Below are 13,803 nucleotides of genomic sequence, written 5' to 3' on the forward strand. Positions count from 1 at the left end.
AGGGTTGTCGGCGGCCCTATTGGGGTGCCACGGCGCGGCCGGTCCCCGGCGAGATCATCCCCGCACACAGCCCCCGGGCCGCCAGCCCCTGCGCGATCCGCGGTATCGCCGCGACCGTGTTGGGCGGCCAGTCGTGCATGAGGATGATCTGGCCGGCGGTGAGGCGGCCTGCCGCGGCGACGATCGCATCCGTGGTCGCGCCGTTCCAGTCCTGGGAGTCGACGTCCCAAATGATCTCTTTCAGACCGTACTTGGCCTCTACGGCCTTCACCGTCGCGTTGGTCTCGCCGTACGGCGGGCGGAAGAGTCTGGGCGTGCCGCCGCCCGCGGCCGCGATGGCCTGCTGGGTCCGGGAGATCTCCGAGTCGATCGTCGCCTGGGTCTGCTGGGTGAGGTGCGGGTGGGTGTAGCTGTGGTTGCCGACCCACATGCCGGCGGCGACCTCGGCCCTGACCTGCGCCGGGTAAGTGGCCGCGTACTGGCCCTCGTTGAACGTCGTGGCCCGAAGGCTGTTCTGCTTCAGCGCGTTGAGGAGGGCGGGGGTGTTGCCGGACGGGCCGTCGTCGAAGGTGAGGCCGACATAGCCGCCGCAAGTGACGGCCTGTGCCGGGGTGTTGACGCCTACGGCGAGGGTGCTCGCGGCGATCAGCGCGGCGACGGCGAGCGTGGGGGCCGGCCTGGCCGACCGGGGTCGTGACGAGAAGTGCGGTGCGGACTTCATGTGACGTGTCCTTCCGAACTGGCTCAGCCCACCGTGATGTTGGAGTTCCCGCTGCTCTGGTAGCCCTCGGTCGCGAGGATCATGTAGTACCTGAAGCTGCCCAGCGGCATTCCGGCGCGGGCCCAGGCGTCGAAGTGGTTGCCGGTGGTGATGGTGCCGCCGGTGCGCCTGGTCTGCCGGACGCTCCAGTACTGGTCGAAGGTCTTCGTGCCTTCCACCGAGGGGGCGTTGTACCGCGTGGTCTTGTAGATGTCGTAGGTGCCGCCGTCACTGGTGACGGTGCCCTTGTACGTGCCCGTGGGCCGGTAGGTGCCCCAGTTGTCGACGATGTAGTACTCGACGAGCGGGTTCGACGTCCATCCGTAGAGCGACAGATAGCCGTTGCCGGACGGGTTGAAGCTGCCCGAGTACGTCACGGTCCGGCGGGCGCCGGTGCTCCAGCCCTTGCCTGCCACGAAGTTGCCGGTGTTGCTCCACGTGGTGCCGTAGTTGCCCCCGGAGTTGAGGGTCATGGAGACCGTGCCCTGGGAGTCGGTCCAGAACGAGTAGTAGTAGCCGTTGTTGGTGCCGGTCTGGTTCGTGGTGATCACCGTCGCGGCACTCGCGGTGCCGGGCAGGGTCATCGCCGCGAGGAGGGCCAGCAGCAGGGCGCAGGCGCCGCTGATTGACAGCCGTAAGCGGTTTGTCGTGCGTGCGGGTGTGTGGTCCATGCCGCGTCAGTGTTGGTACGTCCCTGTCAACTGTCAATAGTTTCGGTTCCAGATTCGAAATATTCGCCGACATGTTGGCAGGTGAGATCAACGGCAAGACGCATATCACTCACAGAGTGGATCACCTGCCCGAATGTCCGAATGTTTCGAGCGAATGTTTCGAAGAATCGGCGGGAGCAGTCGTTGACAACGGTCACCCCCTACGCAAACCCTGGCAGGAGCACGTCAAAACCGTGAGTTCCACAGCGTCCACCGGAAGGACACGACATGGCGGCGAGAGCGCGGGAGGCGGCGACCGACCCGCCGAGCCCGATGGACCGCTACCCCACCGTCGCGGAGGTCACCGAGTCGGCCCGGCTGCTGGTCTCCCGGTTTCCGGGGACCGTACGACTGCGCCGGATCGGGGCGTCCCGCGCGGGCCGGCCGATCCTGATGCTGTCCGTGGGGCACGGGCCGCGCCATGTCCTGGTGGTCGCCGGACCGCACCCCGACGAACCGGTGGGCGGCGCGACCGCGCTCACCCTGGCGGAGCGGATCGCCCGCGGCGAGCGGCTGTCGGCGGCGACCGACCCCGCCCTCGTCACCTGGGACATCGTGCTGTGCCTGGACCCGGACGGCGCGGCCCTGAGCAGCAACTCCGCTTCCACTCTGAAGAGTTACTACGGCACCGCCTTCCGCCCGGTCGCCGCGGAGCAGCCCGAGTGGGCCCCGATCGTCTCGCACCCGCTCCCGGAGAGCCGCGCGCTGTTCCAACTCATCGACGGGCTACGGCCGTTCCTCCAGTGCTCGCTGCACAGCACCGATGTGGGCGGCAGCTGGGTCCAGTTGACAAGCGACCTGCCCGAACTGGCCGCACCCTTCCGGGCATCCGCCGACGAACTCGGCATCCCGCTCCAGTACGGCACGTACGACGCCCTGTACTGGGAGAACCCGAGCCCCGCCGTCTACGTCCTGCCCCCGCCGGACAGCACGGGCCGGCTGGCGGCCGGGTCGGAGAACATCGGGCTGTCCACGTGGTGCGCGCCCCTGCGCTACGGCGGTGTCACCGCGATCGTCGAAGTCCCCATGTGCGCAACGGACTTGGCCGCGGACACGACCCCGTACCCGGCGGCCGACCACACCCTGCGCGAGCTGGCCGAACTGGTGCTGGACGGCGGCCGACAGGTGACCGCCATCCTCCACAAGGCGCGCGGATTCCTGCCGTCGGCCCAGGACGACCCGCTCAGACGCGTACTGGAGTGGATGGCCGACGGCCTCTACGACATGGTCGCCGAGTCCTGGAAACCGCTCGCCCGGCAGGCCGCCGCCGCGACGCACCCCGACGATCCGCGCCACCTGACGACCGCCCAGGTCTCGGCCCTGGACATCGTGGCCCGCCGCCAGCCCATCCGCGCGGCGGGCCTTCTGCTACGGCTCCTGGAGGCGGCGGAGGACCCGGCCGCCCCGAGGCTGCACCGCGAACTGGACGAGCTCTGCACCGCGTGGTGCACCGACCTCGAACGGGCCCTGCGGGTGCGCCGGGTGCCGGTGCGCGACCAGGTGGAGCACCAGACCCGCACGGTGCTGGCCGCGGCCGAGAGCGCGCTGAAGACCCTGCGGTGACCAGCACCCCTCGCCGATCCGCCCTGCCTTGCTCTGCCCTGCCCTGCTCGCCGATCCGCTTCGCTCACCGCCCCGCGAGAATCGCCTCCACCCCGAACTCGAACGGCTCGTCGAAGGACCCCGGTGCGAGATGTCCGGCCACGCGGTGCAGCGCGGGGTGGGTCGTCGCGGAGATCGCGCGGGCCAGGGTGTCGCCCAGCGGACGGTGGTCTACGGCCTGCTCCTCCTGGGTGAGGCCCAGGGCGAAGTAGACCTGCCATCCGCCACTCACAGCGGCCAGGCCGTCAGCAAGTCGTCAGGACCATAGACGGCGTCGAGCCCCGGACAGTCGACTCCACCGCGCGAGACCGCGACGACTGGAACAGGTTCGTCGGTGAGGGCGGCCCGGTGTCGGTGGAGAGCGGCCAAGTCGTGCCGGTCGAAGGGCGACTGCTCCAGCCACTTGATGGAGCCGACGAAGAGGAGCTCCTTGGCGATGGGGGCGCGGTCCGCCCCGACGATGTCGATCTCGACGTCGTTGGTGCGGGTCCAGTAGCCGCCCACCGCGGGGGCTGCGGGCAGTTGAGCGTCGGGCAGTATCCGGGCGAGCGCCTCGCGGATCAGCGGCTCGATCGCCCGGCCGCGCCAGCTGGTCCAGTTCTCCCGGATGCGCGCCAAGGTCAGATCACCCCGCCCCCGCTCGATCTCCTCCATGGACGGGCCGAGCAAGTGCAGCCAGAACCGCAGGTAGGGATCAGTCACCCGGTAGCGGCGGTCCTTCGACGGACGCGGCGAGACAGGCAGCTCCCCAGCGACGATCCGTTTGTCCGTGAGCAGTTCCAGGGCTCGCTGCAGCGGCGTGGCCCCGATCCCGCCGGCCGCGCGGGCGATGTTGGTGAAGGTCCGCTCACCACTGCCGATGGCCGCCAGCACCGTCCGCGCCTGGGCCTGCGGGGGGAACTCGGCAGCCAGCGAGCGCTCGGCCGACACGAGCAGGGCCGAGACCGGATCGCTCAAGGCCTCGCCGAGGAAGTCCCACAGCCCTGCGCCGCTCGGCCACTCGGCGCAGATCAGCGGCAGCCCGCCGGTGATCAGGGCAGCGTCGAAAGCCTCCGCCGGATCCAGCCCGAGCATCTGTCCCACCTCGGCGGGGTTGAGTGCTCCCAGCACCATCTCCCGGCCGCGCTGATGGAAGGGGCGCCCGTAGCTGTTCAGCGCCTCCATCATCGACAGATCGGAGCCGATGAGGACCAGAAGCACCGGCTTGGTCTCCAGCACCCGATCCCAGGCCCGCTGCAACATCCCCTCAAAGGCGCCATCGGCATCCATCAGGTACGGCACTTCGTCGATGACCAGCACGCTCTCCCGGTCGGCGGGCAGCGCCGCGGCCAGCACGTCGAACGCGGCGTCCCAACTCTCCGGCCGCGCGGCGGCCACCAGCCCGGCCAACGGCAGCGTCGACGCCTGAGCGTCCCGGGCCAGCCGCGCCAGATCGTCCCTGGGGGCCGCACCGGTCGCCGCGTAGAACAGGAACGGGGCTCCGGAGCGCTCCGCGAACCGCTCGACCAGCCGCGACTTCCCCACCCGGCGCCGCCCGCGCAACATCACACACCGACCGGGCCGCTCCCCGCCGACCCCTGCCGCGACCTTCCGCAGCTCCCGCTCCAGCGTCGCCAGCTCCTCGCGACGGCCTACGAAGTCCACCATGTCCTCCGACCTCCACCCATGAAACTAACGACGATGTTACTAACATAGACGTTAGCGTGGAGCGGAGGTGATCGACCGTGCGGATAAAGCCGGGGTTTGGGGCGACTACGTCACTCGCTCAGACGTTGAACCGGAACGTTCGCCACAGGGCTCCCACCTGCGGAAATGCTCCTTCGAGTGATCGCATCCAGCACCGGTCCAGCACCGTGGGGACTGATCCAGCGCATCCAGTACGCCCGTCGGCACACCTCCGATGGCACGCGCGTACACCGATCAGGGAGATCACCCCCGACTCCGGCCGCATCTCGCGCTCCCCGGTCTCAGCAACCTTGACCCTTCGGAGTCGCGCCCCGGTGCCCGTCGGAGCGACCGCCCAAGAGCCACCGTCTCAGGACGGAGCGCCCAGCTCGGCATCCGAGAACTCGTCAGCCCCGGGAGCGGGGAGCGGAACCGTGCCGTCGAGGATCGCGTCCAGGGCCTGGCGAACCTCGCGGCCCGGCCCGATCGCGAGTCCCTCCCCCAACCGACGGGCAAGGCGCGCGTATACCGCGTGCGCGTCATGGGTCCGGCCCTCGCCGTGCAACGCCGACATCAGAAGGGCGACTCCGCGCTCCCGGAGCGGATGCTCCCCGACGTGCCGCAGAAGGCGCGGAATCACCCCGCTACCGCGACCGGTCGCGATCGACAGGGCGAAGTACTCCTCGGCCGCGATCGCCTGCTGCTCCTCCAGCGCCGCCGCGTGCGAGGCCAGACTCGGTACATCGAGCCCGTCGTACACGCCGCCGCGCCACAGCGCCAGCGCGCGCTCGTACAGGCCGAGGCTGGACTCGACCCGCCCGAGCGCCTTCGCCGACTCCGCCTCCGCGTGGAGCCGGGAGAACACGACATGGTCGATCCGTTCGGCGTCGACGCCGAAGACGCACCCGTCCCGGACCCGGTCGAGACGCATATCGGCGGCGCCCGACGCCGTGATCGCCCGCCGGATGGAGCCGAGGCAGTTCATCACCTGCTCGCGTGCCGTCCGCGGCGGGTCGGTGTCCCACATCGCGTCGATGAGCGCATTCGTGGAAATAAAGGAGTTGGGTCGTGTCATCAAGGCGGAAAGAATGATCCATTCACGCCTGCGATTAACGCCGATGCTGGACCGGAGGGGCTCGGCATACGGTTGCCCGAGAATCCCGAAGTCGGGCATCGACCATCCCTTCCGATAAAAGAGCGGGTGCGAGAATCTTCACAGGAAACAAACAGAATGCTGCTGCCGCGCGTTTGAAAGTGTAGGTGTCGCAGACTCCTTTGTTGCGTCTGAGCACGACTCTTTATGGCCCTTTGAGGCCGCCTTGGGGACCGCATGCACATCCACTCCCTGTGACCCGGCGATGACCTGGTGATGGAGTGGCGATGGGAAGGCGATGGGAAGGCGATGGCGCCACCTGACATCTTCTTGGGCGTCCGGTCACCGGAACCAAGAAGGGCCATCCTATGGATCAAATGGTTCTCAAGGCCCAGCAATGGGTCAATGCAACATACACAGGCGTATCCGGTTACAACCCGTGCACCGAGAACGGAATGACCGGCTGGGAGACGATCTACTGCCTCACCCGAGCACTCCAGCACGAACTCGGCATCACCGCGCTGTCCGACAACTTCGGGCCGACGACCTGGGCGGATCTCAATGCGTACGGCCCGGTCGGGCACGATTCCGCCAACATAAACATGCGGACCATCGCGGAGGCGGCCCTCTACTGCAAGGGCTACAGCGGCGGCGACATCGACGGCGGGTTCAACGTGGACACCGGCGCCGGTCTGACCGCTCTGGTGGCGGACATGGGCCTGCCGGGTCCGCCGGACCCGGACAGCCAGCTCTACGACGTGGAGCCGAAGGTCTTCAAAGCACTGCTGACCATGGACGCGTACGTGATCACGGCCGGCGGCTCCGACGCGATCCGGACCTGCCAGCAGTGGCTCAACAGCGCGTACTACCAGAAGGGCCAGTTCTTCATCGGACCGTGCGACGGGCACTTCTCCCGCAATGTCCAGCAGGCCCTGGTGCTGGGCATCCAGTACCAGATGGGCCTGACGGACAGTCAGGTGACGGGCTCCATCGGACCGACCACCGAAGGGGCGCTCCGGACGACCGCCTATGTGTCCAGCGGCTCGCAGGACTCGGGGTCGGCCGGCTGGGTCCGGTTGTTCCAGAGTGCCCTCACGTTCAACAACTTCGACGCGCACTGGGGGGACGGCGGCGGCACGTTCGGTTCCGACCTCGCCTACACGGTGATGCGTTTCCAGCAGTTCTGCGAGCTGGACGCCAACGGCGCCGCCGACTACGAGACCTGGATGTCGCTGCTGGTGTCGACCGGGGACCCGGACCGCAAGGGCACCGCGTTCGACTGCATGTATCCGCTGAACGCGACGACGATCCAGACGGTGAAGGACAACGGCTACTCGACAGTCGGCCGCTACCTCATCGGCGGCACGAGCAAGGTGCTGACCAACTCCGAGATCGCCCTCATCTTCGACAACGGCCTGTCCCTCTTCCCGATCTATCAGGACGAGGGCAACGTGATCACCGACTTCGGCCACGAACTGGGGGTCGCGGCCGGAAACGACGCGGCCGGAGCCGCGATGGACTTCGGTATCCCCTACGGCACGGTCATCTACTTCTCGGTCGACTTCGACGCGACCGACGCGGACATCACCAGCGTGATCATCCCGCACTTCCAGGGCATCAACGACGGGGTGGGCGCGTACGGAAGCCTGTACGCGATCGGTGTGTACGGGTGCCGGAACACCTGTATCCGCCTGGCGGCCGAGGGCCTCACCACCCGGAGCTTCGTCAGCGGCATGTCGACCGGCTACAGCGGCAATCTCGGCTACCCGCTCCCGGACAATTGGGCGTTCGACCAGATCAAGGACTTCACGCTGGCCCCCGGCACCAGCGGCGCGGTGGAGATCGACAACGACATCGTCTCGGGCCGGGATCTGGGCGTCGACAGCGTGACCCGGCCGCGCGATCCCAACGACGGCTTCTACACGTACCTGATCTGGCTGGAAGCCAGGGCCGGCCAGTGGATCGACCAGGGGCACACCTCCCGGTCAGCGCCCGAACTGGTCGCGCAGTACCTCCGGGCGCGCGACGGGCTCTACGAGTTCACGGGCGCCGACACCACCTTCGGCTCGCTCGACCAGGACTTCGTCGACTTCGTGAACGCCTATCCCGACGAACCGTTCGCCAGCCCGCTGCGCGACCCCGACCTGCTGTGGGACTCCGACGTGGCCCACTTCGGCGCGTCCTACGGCGCCGTCATCACCACCGGTCTCGATGACGACCTCACATCGGCCAACCTGGCGGACTTCGGGACCTGGGGCGGCGATCTCGTCAGCGTGCTGGGGCAGTTCCACCAGAGCGGACTGTCCGACGACCAGGCGTACGACTACGCCGCCGGTCTGATCGGCGCCAAAGGTGAGGGCACCTACTTCTCGCTCGCCGATGTCCTCGCCGATATCGACGCCTGGATCCTGGGCCACGGCGCCCTGCAGGACTCGAGCCAGACACTGTCCGCGGCGTTCAAGGCGAACTACGCGTCGTCGGCCGCCTCCGTCGCACGGCGTAAGGCGTTCTACGCGCTCCGGTTCGGCGGTTCGTCCGACACCTTGGGCACGGCGGCCGTGAACGCGATGGTCCGCGGCACCGCCGAGATGGCCGCCATCCGAGGAGCCTTCTGGTACGACCAGTTCGGATCGGTGACCTGTCCCTCTCCCGAATTCATGTCCGCCGACGCGATCGGTGGTGTGGCGGCGGCATTCCGCGACGCCATCCTCCAGTACTGCTCATGACGAATCGAGGACGTGACATGAACGATCCGCAGGTCACCCGTCGGCAGGTCCTGGCTCTCGGGGGGCTGACTCTGGGCGTCGCCACCGTCACCGTCGCCGGTCTGGGCGGACCGGCGTGGGCCGATTCCGCGGCCTCGGACGTGGTGCTGGTGCCGGTCGGCGCGAGCCCGGTCGCGGTCCTTCCGGGCGTCGGTGTCCAACCGGCGGCGTTCCCCAGACAGTTGGCCGTACAGGTCCAGCACGCGGGCGCGAGTCTTCCGGCCGGGACCGAAGTGACCGTCACCTACGACCCCCGGCTCTACTCCCCGCTGCCCGCCGCGGTGGCCACCGTGGAGGACCGCCGGCTGCGCACGACGAGCACGATCACCACCGACCCCAGGACGACGCTCGCGACCTGCACGGTCACCCTGGCCGAAACCGTCGCCGCGGGCAGTGATCCGGTGGTCGTCGTGGGAACCGCCTACCCCGTGCTCTACCCGCGCGATCTCGTCGTCGGGCCCGCGGACGCGACCGCCGCCGTGAGCCGGAAGAACGCGAAGGCGAGCGGTCGGCGGAGCCTTCAGCCGCACCGGCCGAGCACGTTCGGCGGCGTCGCCACACCATGGGGCCTTGAGGTCAGCGGTGTCTGGGGCCGCTACGAGTGGGGGAACGGAAAGCGGTGGTACTACTATCCGGTTCAGGTCACGGTGCAGAGCGTCGGGCCGGGCCCCGTCCCCGCAACCGCGTCCTTCTCCGTGGCGTTGGACCCCCAGATCGTGAACGACGTCAAAGTCGCCGACGCCCGGCTCAATCACACAGCGCACGACGCCGGGGTACGACTCCTTTCGCGTACCCGGACCACATCGCTGTTCGAGACCAAGTGGAGCACAACGGTGAAGCTCAAGTCCGGTGACCGGCTCGATCTGAGCCTGGAGGTGACGACACGGAAGCCGGCGGGCGATCTGCCGACCATCAAGCACCCCTTGGTAGGACTGATCGGCACGGGCAACCACGTCACCCAACGGCAGACCGGCCGGAACTCGATGTCACGGACCGATGCCGTGTGGCAATAGTCAGTGGTTATGTGTGGATCCTGCCCGCGGTGACCATCGTCGGCTGGATCCTGTCGTGGTGGGGAACACGGCGGATCCGGTGGTTTCTGCTGTCCGCCGCGACCGTCGTCTCGGTGTCCTGTCTCCTCATCGGGTACCGCGACAAGGGACCGCAGATCAGCCCCGGAACCGTCGGCTGCTCACCGGCCCTGGAGTGCATGGACTGGCGTGGGATCTACTGGCTGGAGGCCGGTCTGATCGGCTTCGTGTGCTGCTTCGTGCTGCTGATCGTGACCACCGTGGCCGAAATCGCGCTCTGGTTCGATCGTCGGGCGACGGCCGCCGCGGAACAACCCGGCTGACGTGATGACCGAGCATCACCTGGGCAACCGAAGGGCTCACCTCTGGCGGTGAGCCCTTTCCCGGGCTCTCACTGTTCCAGGACAGGAGAGCAGGTCACGGACTCGATCAGACGTTGAACCGGAACTCCACCACATCCCCGTCCTGCATCACATACTCCTTGCCCTCCATCCGCGCCTTCCCCTTCGCGCGGGCCTCCGCGACCGAGCCCATCTCCACCAGGTCGGAGAAGGAGATGACCTCCGCCTTGATGAAGCCCTTCTGGAAGTCGGTGTGGATGACTCCGGCGGCCTCGGGGGCGGTGGCGCCCTTCTTGATGGTCCAGGCGCGGGATTCCTTGGGACCGGCGGTGAGGTACGTCTGGAGGCCGAGGGTGTCGAAACCGACGCGGGCGAGGGTGGCGAGGCCGGGCTCCTCCGCGCCGACCGACTCCAGGAGCTCCATCGCGTCCTCCTCGTCCAGCTCGGCGAGGTCCGCCTCCAGCTTGGCGTTGAGGAAGATCGCCTCCGCGGGGGCGACCAGGGCGCGCTGGGCGGTCTTGAAGTCCTCGTCGACCAGTTCGTCCTCGTCGACGTTGAAGACGTAGAGGAAGGGCTTGGTCGTCAACAGGTGCAGGTCGTGGAGGAGTTCCTCCTTGCCCGAGCCCTGGACGATGCCCTGCGAGAAGAGAGTGTCGCCCTTCTCCAGGATCTCCTTCGCCGCCTCGACGGCCGCGACCTTCGGGACGACGTCCTTCTTGATGCGCGAGTCCTTCTGGAGGCGCGGCAGGACCTTCTCGATGGTCTGGAGGTCGGCGAGGATCAGCTCGGTGTTGATCGTCTCGATGTCGTCCTTGGGCGAGACCTTGCCGTCGACGTGCACGACGTTCTCGTCCTTGAAGGCGCGGATGACCTGGCAGATCGCGTCCGACTCACGGATGTTCGCGAGGAACTTGTTGCCCAGCCCCTCACCCTCCGACGCGCCCTTCACGATGCCCGCGATGTCGACGAAGTCGACGGTCGCCGGGAGGATCTTCTGGGAGGAGAAGATCTCGGCGAGCTTGGTGAGGCGCGCGTCCGGGACGCCGACCACGCCGACGTTCGGCTCGATCGTGGCGAACGGGTAGTTGGCCGCCAGCACGTCGTTCTTGGTCAGGGCGTTGAACAGGGTCGACTTGCCGACATTCGGCAGACCGACGATTCCGATCGTGAGCGACACGTTGCGACTTCCCGTACGTGAGAGGCGTGAGAGCGATGGGGGCTCGCGGGGTTGCGGCCCGGGGCCGATCCACCAGTCTACGGCGTGAGCCGCGCCCTCCCGGCTCCGCCTCGAACACCTGGCCAAGCTCTGCTCATCGGCGTGTCCCAGGGCCTATTCGGCACATAAACCGACCTAAGTTGGTCCAGTGGAGCAACACAGGACACGACCCCCACAGCCCGGCGCGAGACGCGGGGCCCCGCCGCTGCCCCCGCAGGCGGGCCGGGGCCCGAACGGCGGCCCGGCCCGTCCGACCCGGCCGGGACCCCAGGCCCGCGGCACCGCACAGCGCCGTCCGGCGGCCGTACGACGCCCCGGCCCGGCGACACCCCAGTCCGTACGGCCGCTGCCGAACCCCCGGCTCACCGGGCTCGGCGGCGGCCTGTTCTGCGCGGCCGTGATGGTCGTGCTCGGGTTCCTCGACCAGCTGCTGTTCGGGGCGTCGCTGACCGTGTACGGCGTGCTGTTCCTGCCGGTGTGCGTGCTGACGGCGGTCTGGATCCGACGCGGCGACCTGCTGACCGCCCCGGTCGTCGTGCCGATCGCCTTCGCCGTCGGCCTGCTCCCGGTCGCCGACGGCAGCGGCGGCCTCGGCAACCGCCTGATGGGCCTGTTCACCGCCCTCGCGACCCAGGCCGGCTGGCTCTACGGCGGCACACTCGTCGCGGGCCTCATCGCGACGGTCCGCAGAATCCAGCTGGTGAACCGACGCCGACGCGGGTGATCAGGCCCTTCGTGGAGGCGCGGGAGCGCTCCACGCGGGGCTAGTCGTCCCCCGCCGCATGCATCGCCGCCCCCACGATCCCCGCGTTGTTCTGCAACTGCGCCGGGACGATCTCCGCCTTGATGTCCTCGATGAAGTGCAGGAACTTGTCGGCCTTGCGGCTGACTCCGCCGCCGATGATGAAGAGTTCGGGGGAGAACAGCATCTCGACGTGGGCGAGGTACTTCTGGACGCGGTGGGCCCAGTGCTCCCAGGTCAGCTCGCCGTCCTCCTTGGCCTTGCTGGACGCCTTCTTCTCGGCGTCGTGGCCGTTCAGCTCAAGGTGGCCCAGCTCCGTGTTGGGGACGAGGACGCCGTTGACAAAAAGGGCACTGCCGATGCCTGTGCCGAAGGTCAGCAGGATCACCGTGCCCTTGCGGCCCCGGCCGGCGCCGAAGTGCATCTCGGCGACGCCCGCCGCGTCCGCGTCGTTGACGACGGTCACCGGGAGGCCGCCCAGTCTGTCGCTGAACAGCGCGCCCGCGTCCGTGTCGATCCAGCTCTTGTCGACGTTCGCCGCCGTACGGATCGTGGCACCGCCGGTGACCACGCCCGGAAACGTGAGCCCGACCGGTCCCGTCCAGCCGAAGTGGTCGACGACTTCCTTCACGCCGTCGGCCACCCCGTCCGGCGTCGCCGGGTGCGGAGTCAGCACCTTGCACCGCTCTTGGGTCAAATCGCCCTTGCCCAGGTCCACAGGGGCGCCCTTGATCCCGGATCCACCGATGTCCACGCCGAAGATCTGCATGGATCCACGCTACGACGAACGACTGACAGTCACTGCCCGGAGGGGGTCGTACGGGCCGTACCGGTACGCTCGGCGACCAGTGCCGCCGCCTCTTCGCGCAGGTCACGGCGGAGTTCCTTGGGCAGCGAGAACGTGATGGACTCCTCTGCCGCCTTCACCAGCTCGACGTCCTCGTAGCCACGCACGGACAGCCACTCCAACACCTGTTCGACCAGGATCTCCGGTACGGAGGCACCGGAGGTCACACCGACCGTGGTCACGCCCTCCATCCAGGCCTCGTCGATCTCGTCGGCGAAGTCCACCAGGTAGGCGGCGCGGGCGCCGGCCAGCTTGGCGACCTCGACGAGCCGGATCGAGTTGGAGGAGTTCCTCGAGCCGACCACGATCACCAGGTCGGCCTCCTCGCCCATCTGCTTCACGGCGAGCTGACGGTTCTGCGTGGCGTAGCAGATGTCGTCGCTGGGCGGGGAGATGAGCTGCGGGAACTTCTCCTTCAGGGCGTCGACGGTCTCCATGGTCTCGTCCACGGAGAGCGTGGTCTGGGAGAGCCAGACGACCCGGGACGGGTCGCGCACCTCGACCTTGGCGACGTCGCCGGGACCGTCGACCAGGGTGATGTGGTCGGGGGCCTCCCCGGAGGTGCCGATGACCTCCTCGTGGCCCTCGTGCCCGATGAGGAGGATGTCGAAGTCGTCGTTGGCGAACCGGACGGCTTCCTTGTGGACCTTGGTCACCAGGGGGCAGGTCGCGTCGATGGTGGCGAGATTGCCCCGCCTGGCCTCGTCGTGGACGACGGGCGCGACGCCGTGCGCGGAGAACATCACGATGTTCCCCTCGGGGACCTCCTCGGTCCGCTCGACGAAGATCGCGCCCTTCTTCTCCAGGGTCTGGACGACGTACTTGTTGTGCACGATCTCGTGCCGGACGTAGATCGGAGCCCCGTACTGCTCAAGGGCTTTCTCGACGGCGATCACGGCGCGGTCCACACCCGCGCAGTAGCCCCGGGGGGCGGCGAGCAGGACACGGCGGCCAGACGAAGCGGTCATGCGTCCCATCGTAAGGCCGCGCCCGACGGGTCAAAGATCGCGTCCTTGGAGAGACTGGCCGTG

The 13,803-nt window shown here is 68.3% G+C and carries 13 protein-coding genes; 5 read left to right on the forward strand and 8 right to left on the reverse strand.

Annotation, left to right across the window (positions count from 1 at the left end; translation table 11 throughout):
- Positions 1-16 precede the first annotated feature (16 nt).
- Positions 17-721 (reverse strand): polysaccharide deacetylase family protein, encoded by a 705-nt coding sequence (locus ACQHII_RS17630; protein WP_427920192.1) that lies wholly within the window; start codon positions 719-721, stop codon positions 17-19.
- Between the two features lie 23 nt (positions 722-744).
- Complete coding sequence (locus ACQHII_RS17635; RefSeq protein ID WP_427920193.1) at positions 745-1,431, reverse strand: glycoside hydrolase family 11 protein; 687 nt, start codon at positions 1,429-1,431, stop codon at positions 745-747.
- 312 nt (positions 1,432-1,743) lie between these two features.
- On the opposite strand from ACQHII_RS17635, the gene ACQHII_RS17640 reads away from it, so the two are divergent.
- A complete protein-coding gene (locus ACQHII_RS17640) occupies positions 1,744-3,033 on the forward strand; it encodes a M14 family zinc carboxypeptidase (protein WP_427925337.1) in 1,290 nt (429 codons plus the stop codon).
- 64 nt (positions 3,034-3,097) lie between these two features.
- Here ACQHII_RS17640 and ACQHII_RS17645 read toward each other — a convergent pair whose 3' ends face one another.
- The 3 genes from ACQHII_RS17645 to ACQHII_RS17655 all read right to left on the reverse strand — a co-directional run bounded on the left by ACQHII_RS17645 (position 3,098) and on the right by ACQHII_RS17655 (position 5,911).
- Positions 3,098-3,304, reverse strand: coding sequence for a hypothetical protein (locus ACQHII_RS17645; RefSeq protein WP_427920194.1), 207 nt, complete (start codon positions 3,302-3,304; stop codon positions 3,098-3,100).
- The gene (locus tag ACQHII_RS17650) at positions 3,301-4,719 is read right to left on the reverse strand and encodes an ATP-binding protein (RefSeq protein WP_427920195.1); all 1,419 of its coding nucleotides are present in this window, start codon (positions 4,717-4,719) and stop codon (positions 3,301-3,303) included. The genes ACQHII_RS17645 and ACQHII_RS17650 overlap by 4 nt, the downstream gene beginning before the upstream one ends.
- A 388-nt stretch (positions 4,720-5,107) precedes the next feature.
- Positions 5,108-5,911, reverse strand: coding sequence for an AfsR/SARP family transcriptional regulator (locus ACQHII_RS17655; RefSeq protein WP_427920196.1), 804 nt, complete (start codon positions 5,909-5,911; stop codon positions 5,108-5,110).
- Between the two features lie 374 nt (positions 5,912-6,285).
- Between ACQHII_RS17655 and ACQHII_RS17660 the strand changes: the two genes are divergently transcribed.
- Genes ACQHII_RS17660 through ACQHII_RS17670 form a run of 3 tightly spaced genes read left to right on the forward strand, consistent with a single transcriptional unit; the run spans position 6,286 to position 9,949 of the window.
- Positions 6,286-8,556, forward strand: coding sequence for a glycoside hydrolase domain-containing protein (locus tag ACQHII_RS17660; protein WP_427920197.1), 2,271 nt, complete (start codon positions 6,286-6,288; stop codon positions 8,554-8,556).
- A 17-nt stretch (positions 8,557-8,573) separates the two neighbouring features.
- Positions 8,574-9,608, forward strand: coding sequence for a hypothetical protein (locus ACQHII_RS17665; RefSeq protein ID WP_427920198.1), 1,035 nt, complete (start codon positions 8,574-8,576; stop codon positions 9,606-9,608).
- Positions 9,599-9,949: a hypothetical protein gene (locus ACQHII_RS17670; RefSeq protein ID WP_427920199.1), complete on the forward strand. Its 351-nt coding sequence runs from the start codon at positions 9,599-9,601 to the stop codon at positions 9,947-9,949. Before ACQHII_RS17665 ends, ACQHII_RS17670 begins: the two co-directional genes overlap by 10 nt.
- A gap of 106 nt (positions 9,950-10,055) precedes the next feature.
- Here ACQHII_RS17670 and ychF read toward each other — a convergent pair whose 3' ends face one another.
- The gene (ychF, locus tag ACQHII_RS17675) at positions 10,056-11,144 is read right to left on the reverse strand and encodes a redox-regulated ATPase YchF (protein WP_019072727.1); all 1,089 of its coding nucleotides are present in this window, start codon (positions 11,142-11,144) and stop codon (positions 10,056-10,058) included.
- Positions 11,145-11,331: 187 nt separating this feature from the next.
- On the opposite strand from ychF, the gene ACQHII_RS17680 reads away from it, so the two are divergent.
- On the forward strand, positions 11,332-11,907 hold the full coding sequence (locus ACQHII_RS17680; RefSeq protein WP_427920200.1) for a DUF6542 domain-containing protein: 576 nt from the start codon (positions 11,332-11,334) through the stop codon (positions 11,905-11,907).
- 40 nt (positions 11,908-11,947) lie between these two features.
- Here ACQHII_RS17680 and ppgK read toward each other — a convergent pair whose 3' ends face one another.
- Both ppgK and ACQHII_RS17690 read right to left on the reverse strand, forming a co-directional pair.
- On the reverse strand, positions 11,948-12,694 hold the full coding sequence (gene ppgK, locus ACQHII_RS17685) for a polyphosphate--glucose phosphotransferase (RefSeq protein WP_427920201.1): 747 nt from the start codon (positions 12,692-12,694) through the stop codon (positions 11,948-11,950).
- A gap of 29 nt (positions 12,695-12,723) precedes the next feature.
- Positions 12,724-13,749: a 4-hydroxy-3-methylbut-2-enyl diphosphate reductase gene (locus tag ACQHII_RS17690; protein ID WP_427920202.1), complete on the reverse strand. Its 1,026-nt coding sequence runs from the start codon at positions 13,747-13,749 to the stop codon at positions 12,724-12,726.
- Positions 13,750-13,803: the final 54 nt, after the last annotated feature.

This window comes from Streptomyces sp. cg40 (assembly GCF_050320165.1).
Taxonomy (GTDB): domain Bacteria; phylum Actinomycetota; class Actinomycetes; order Streptomycetales; family Streptomycetaceae; genus Streptomyces; species Streptomyces hokutonensis.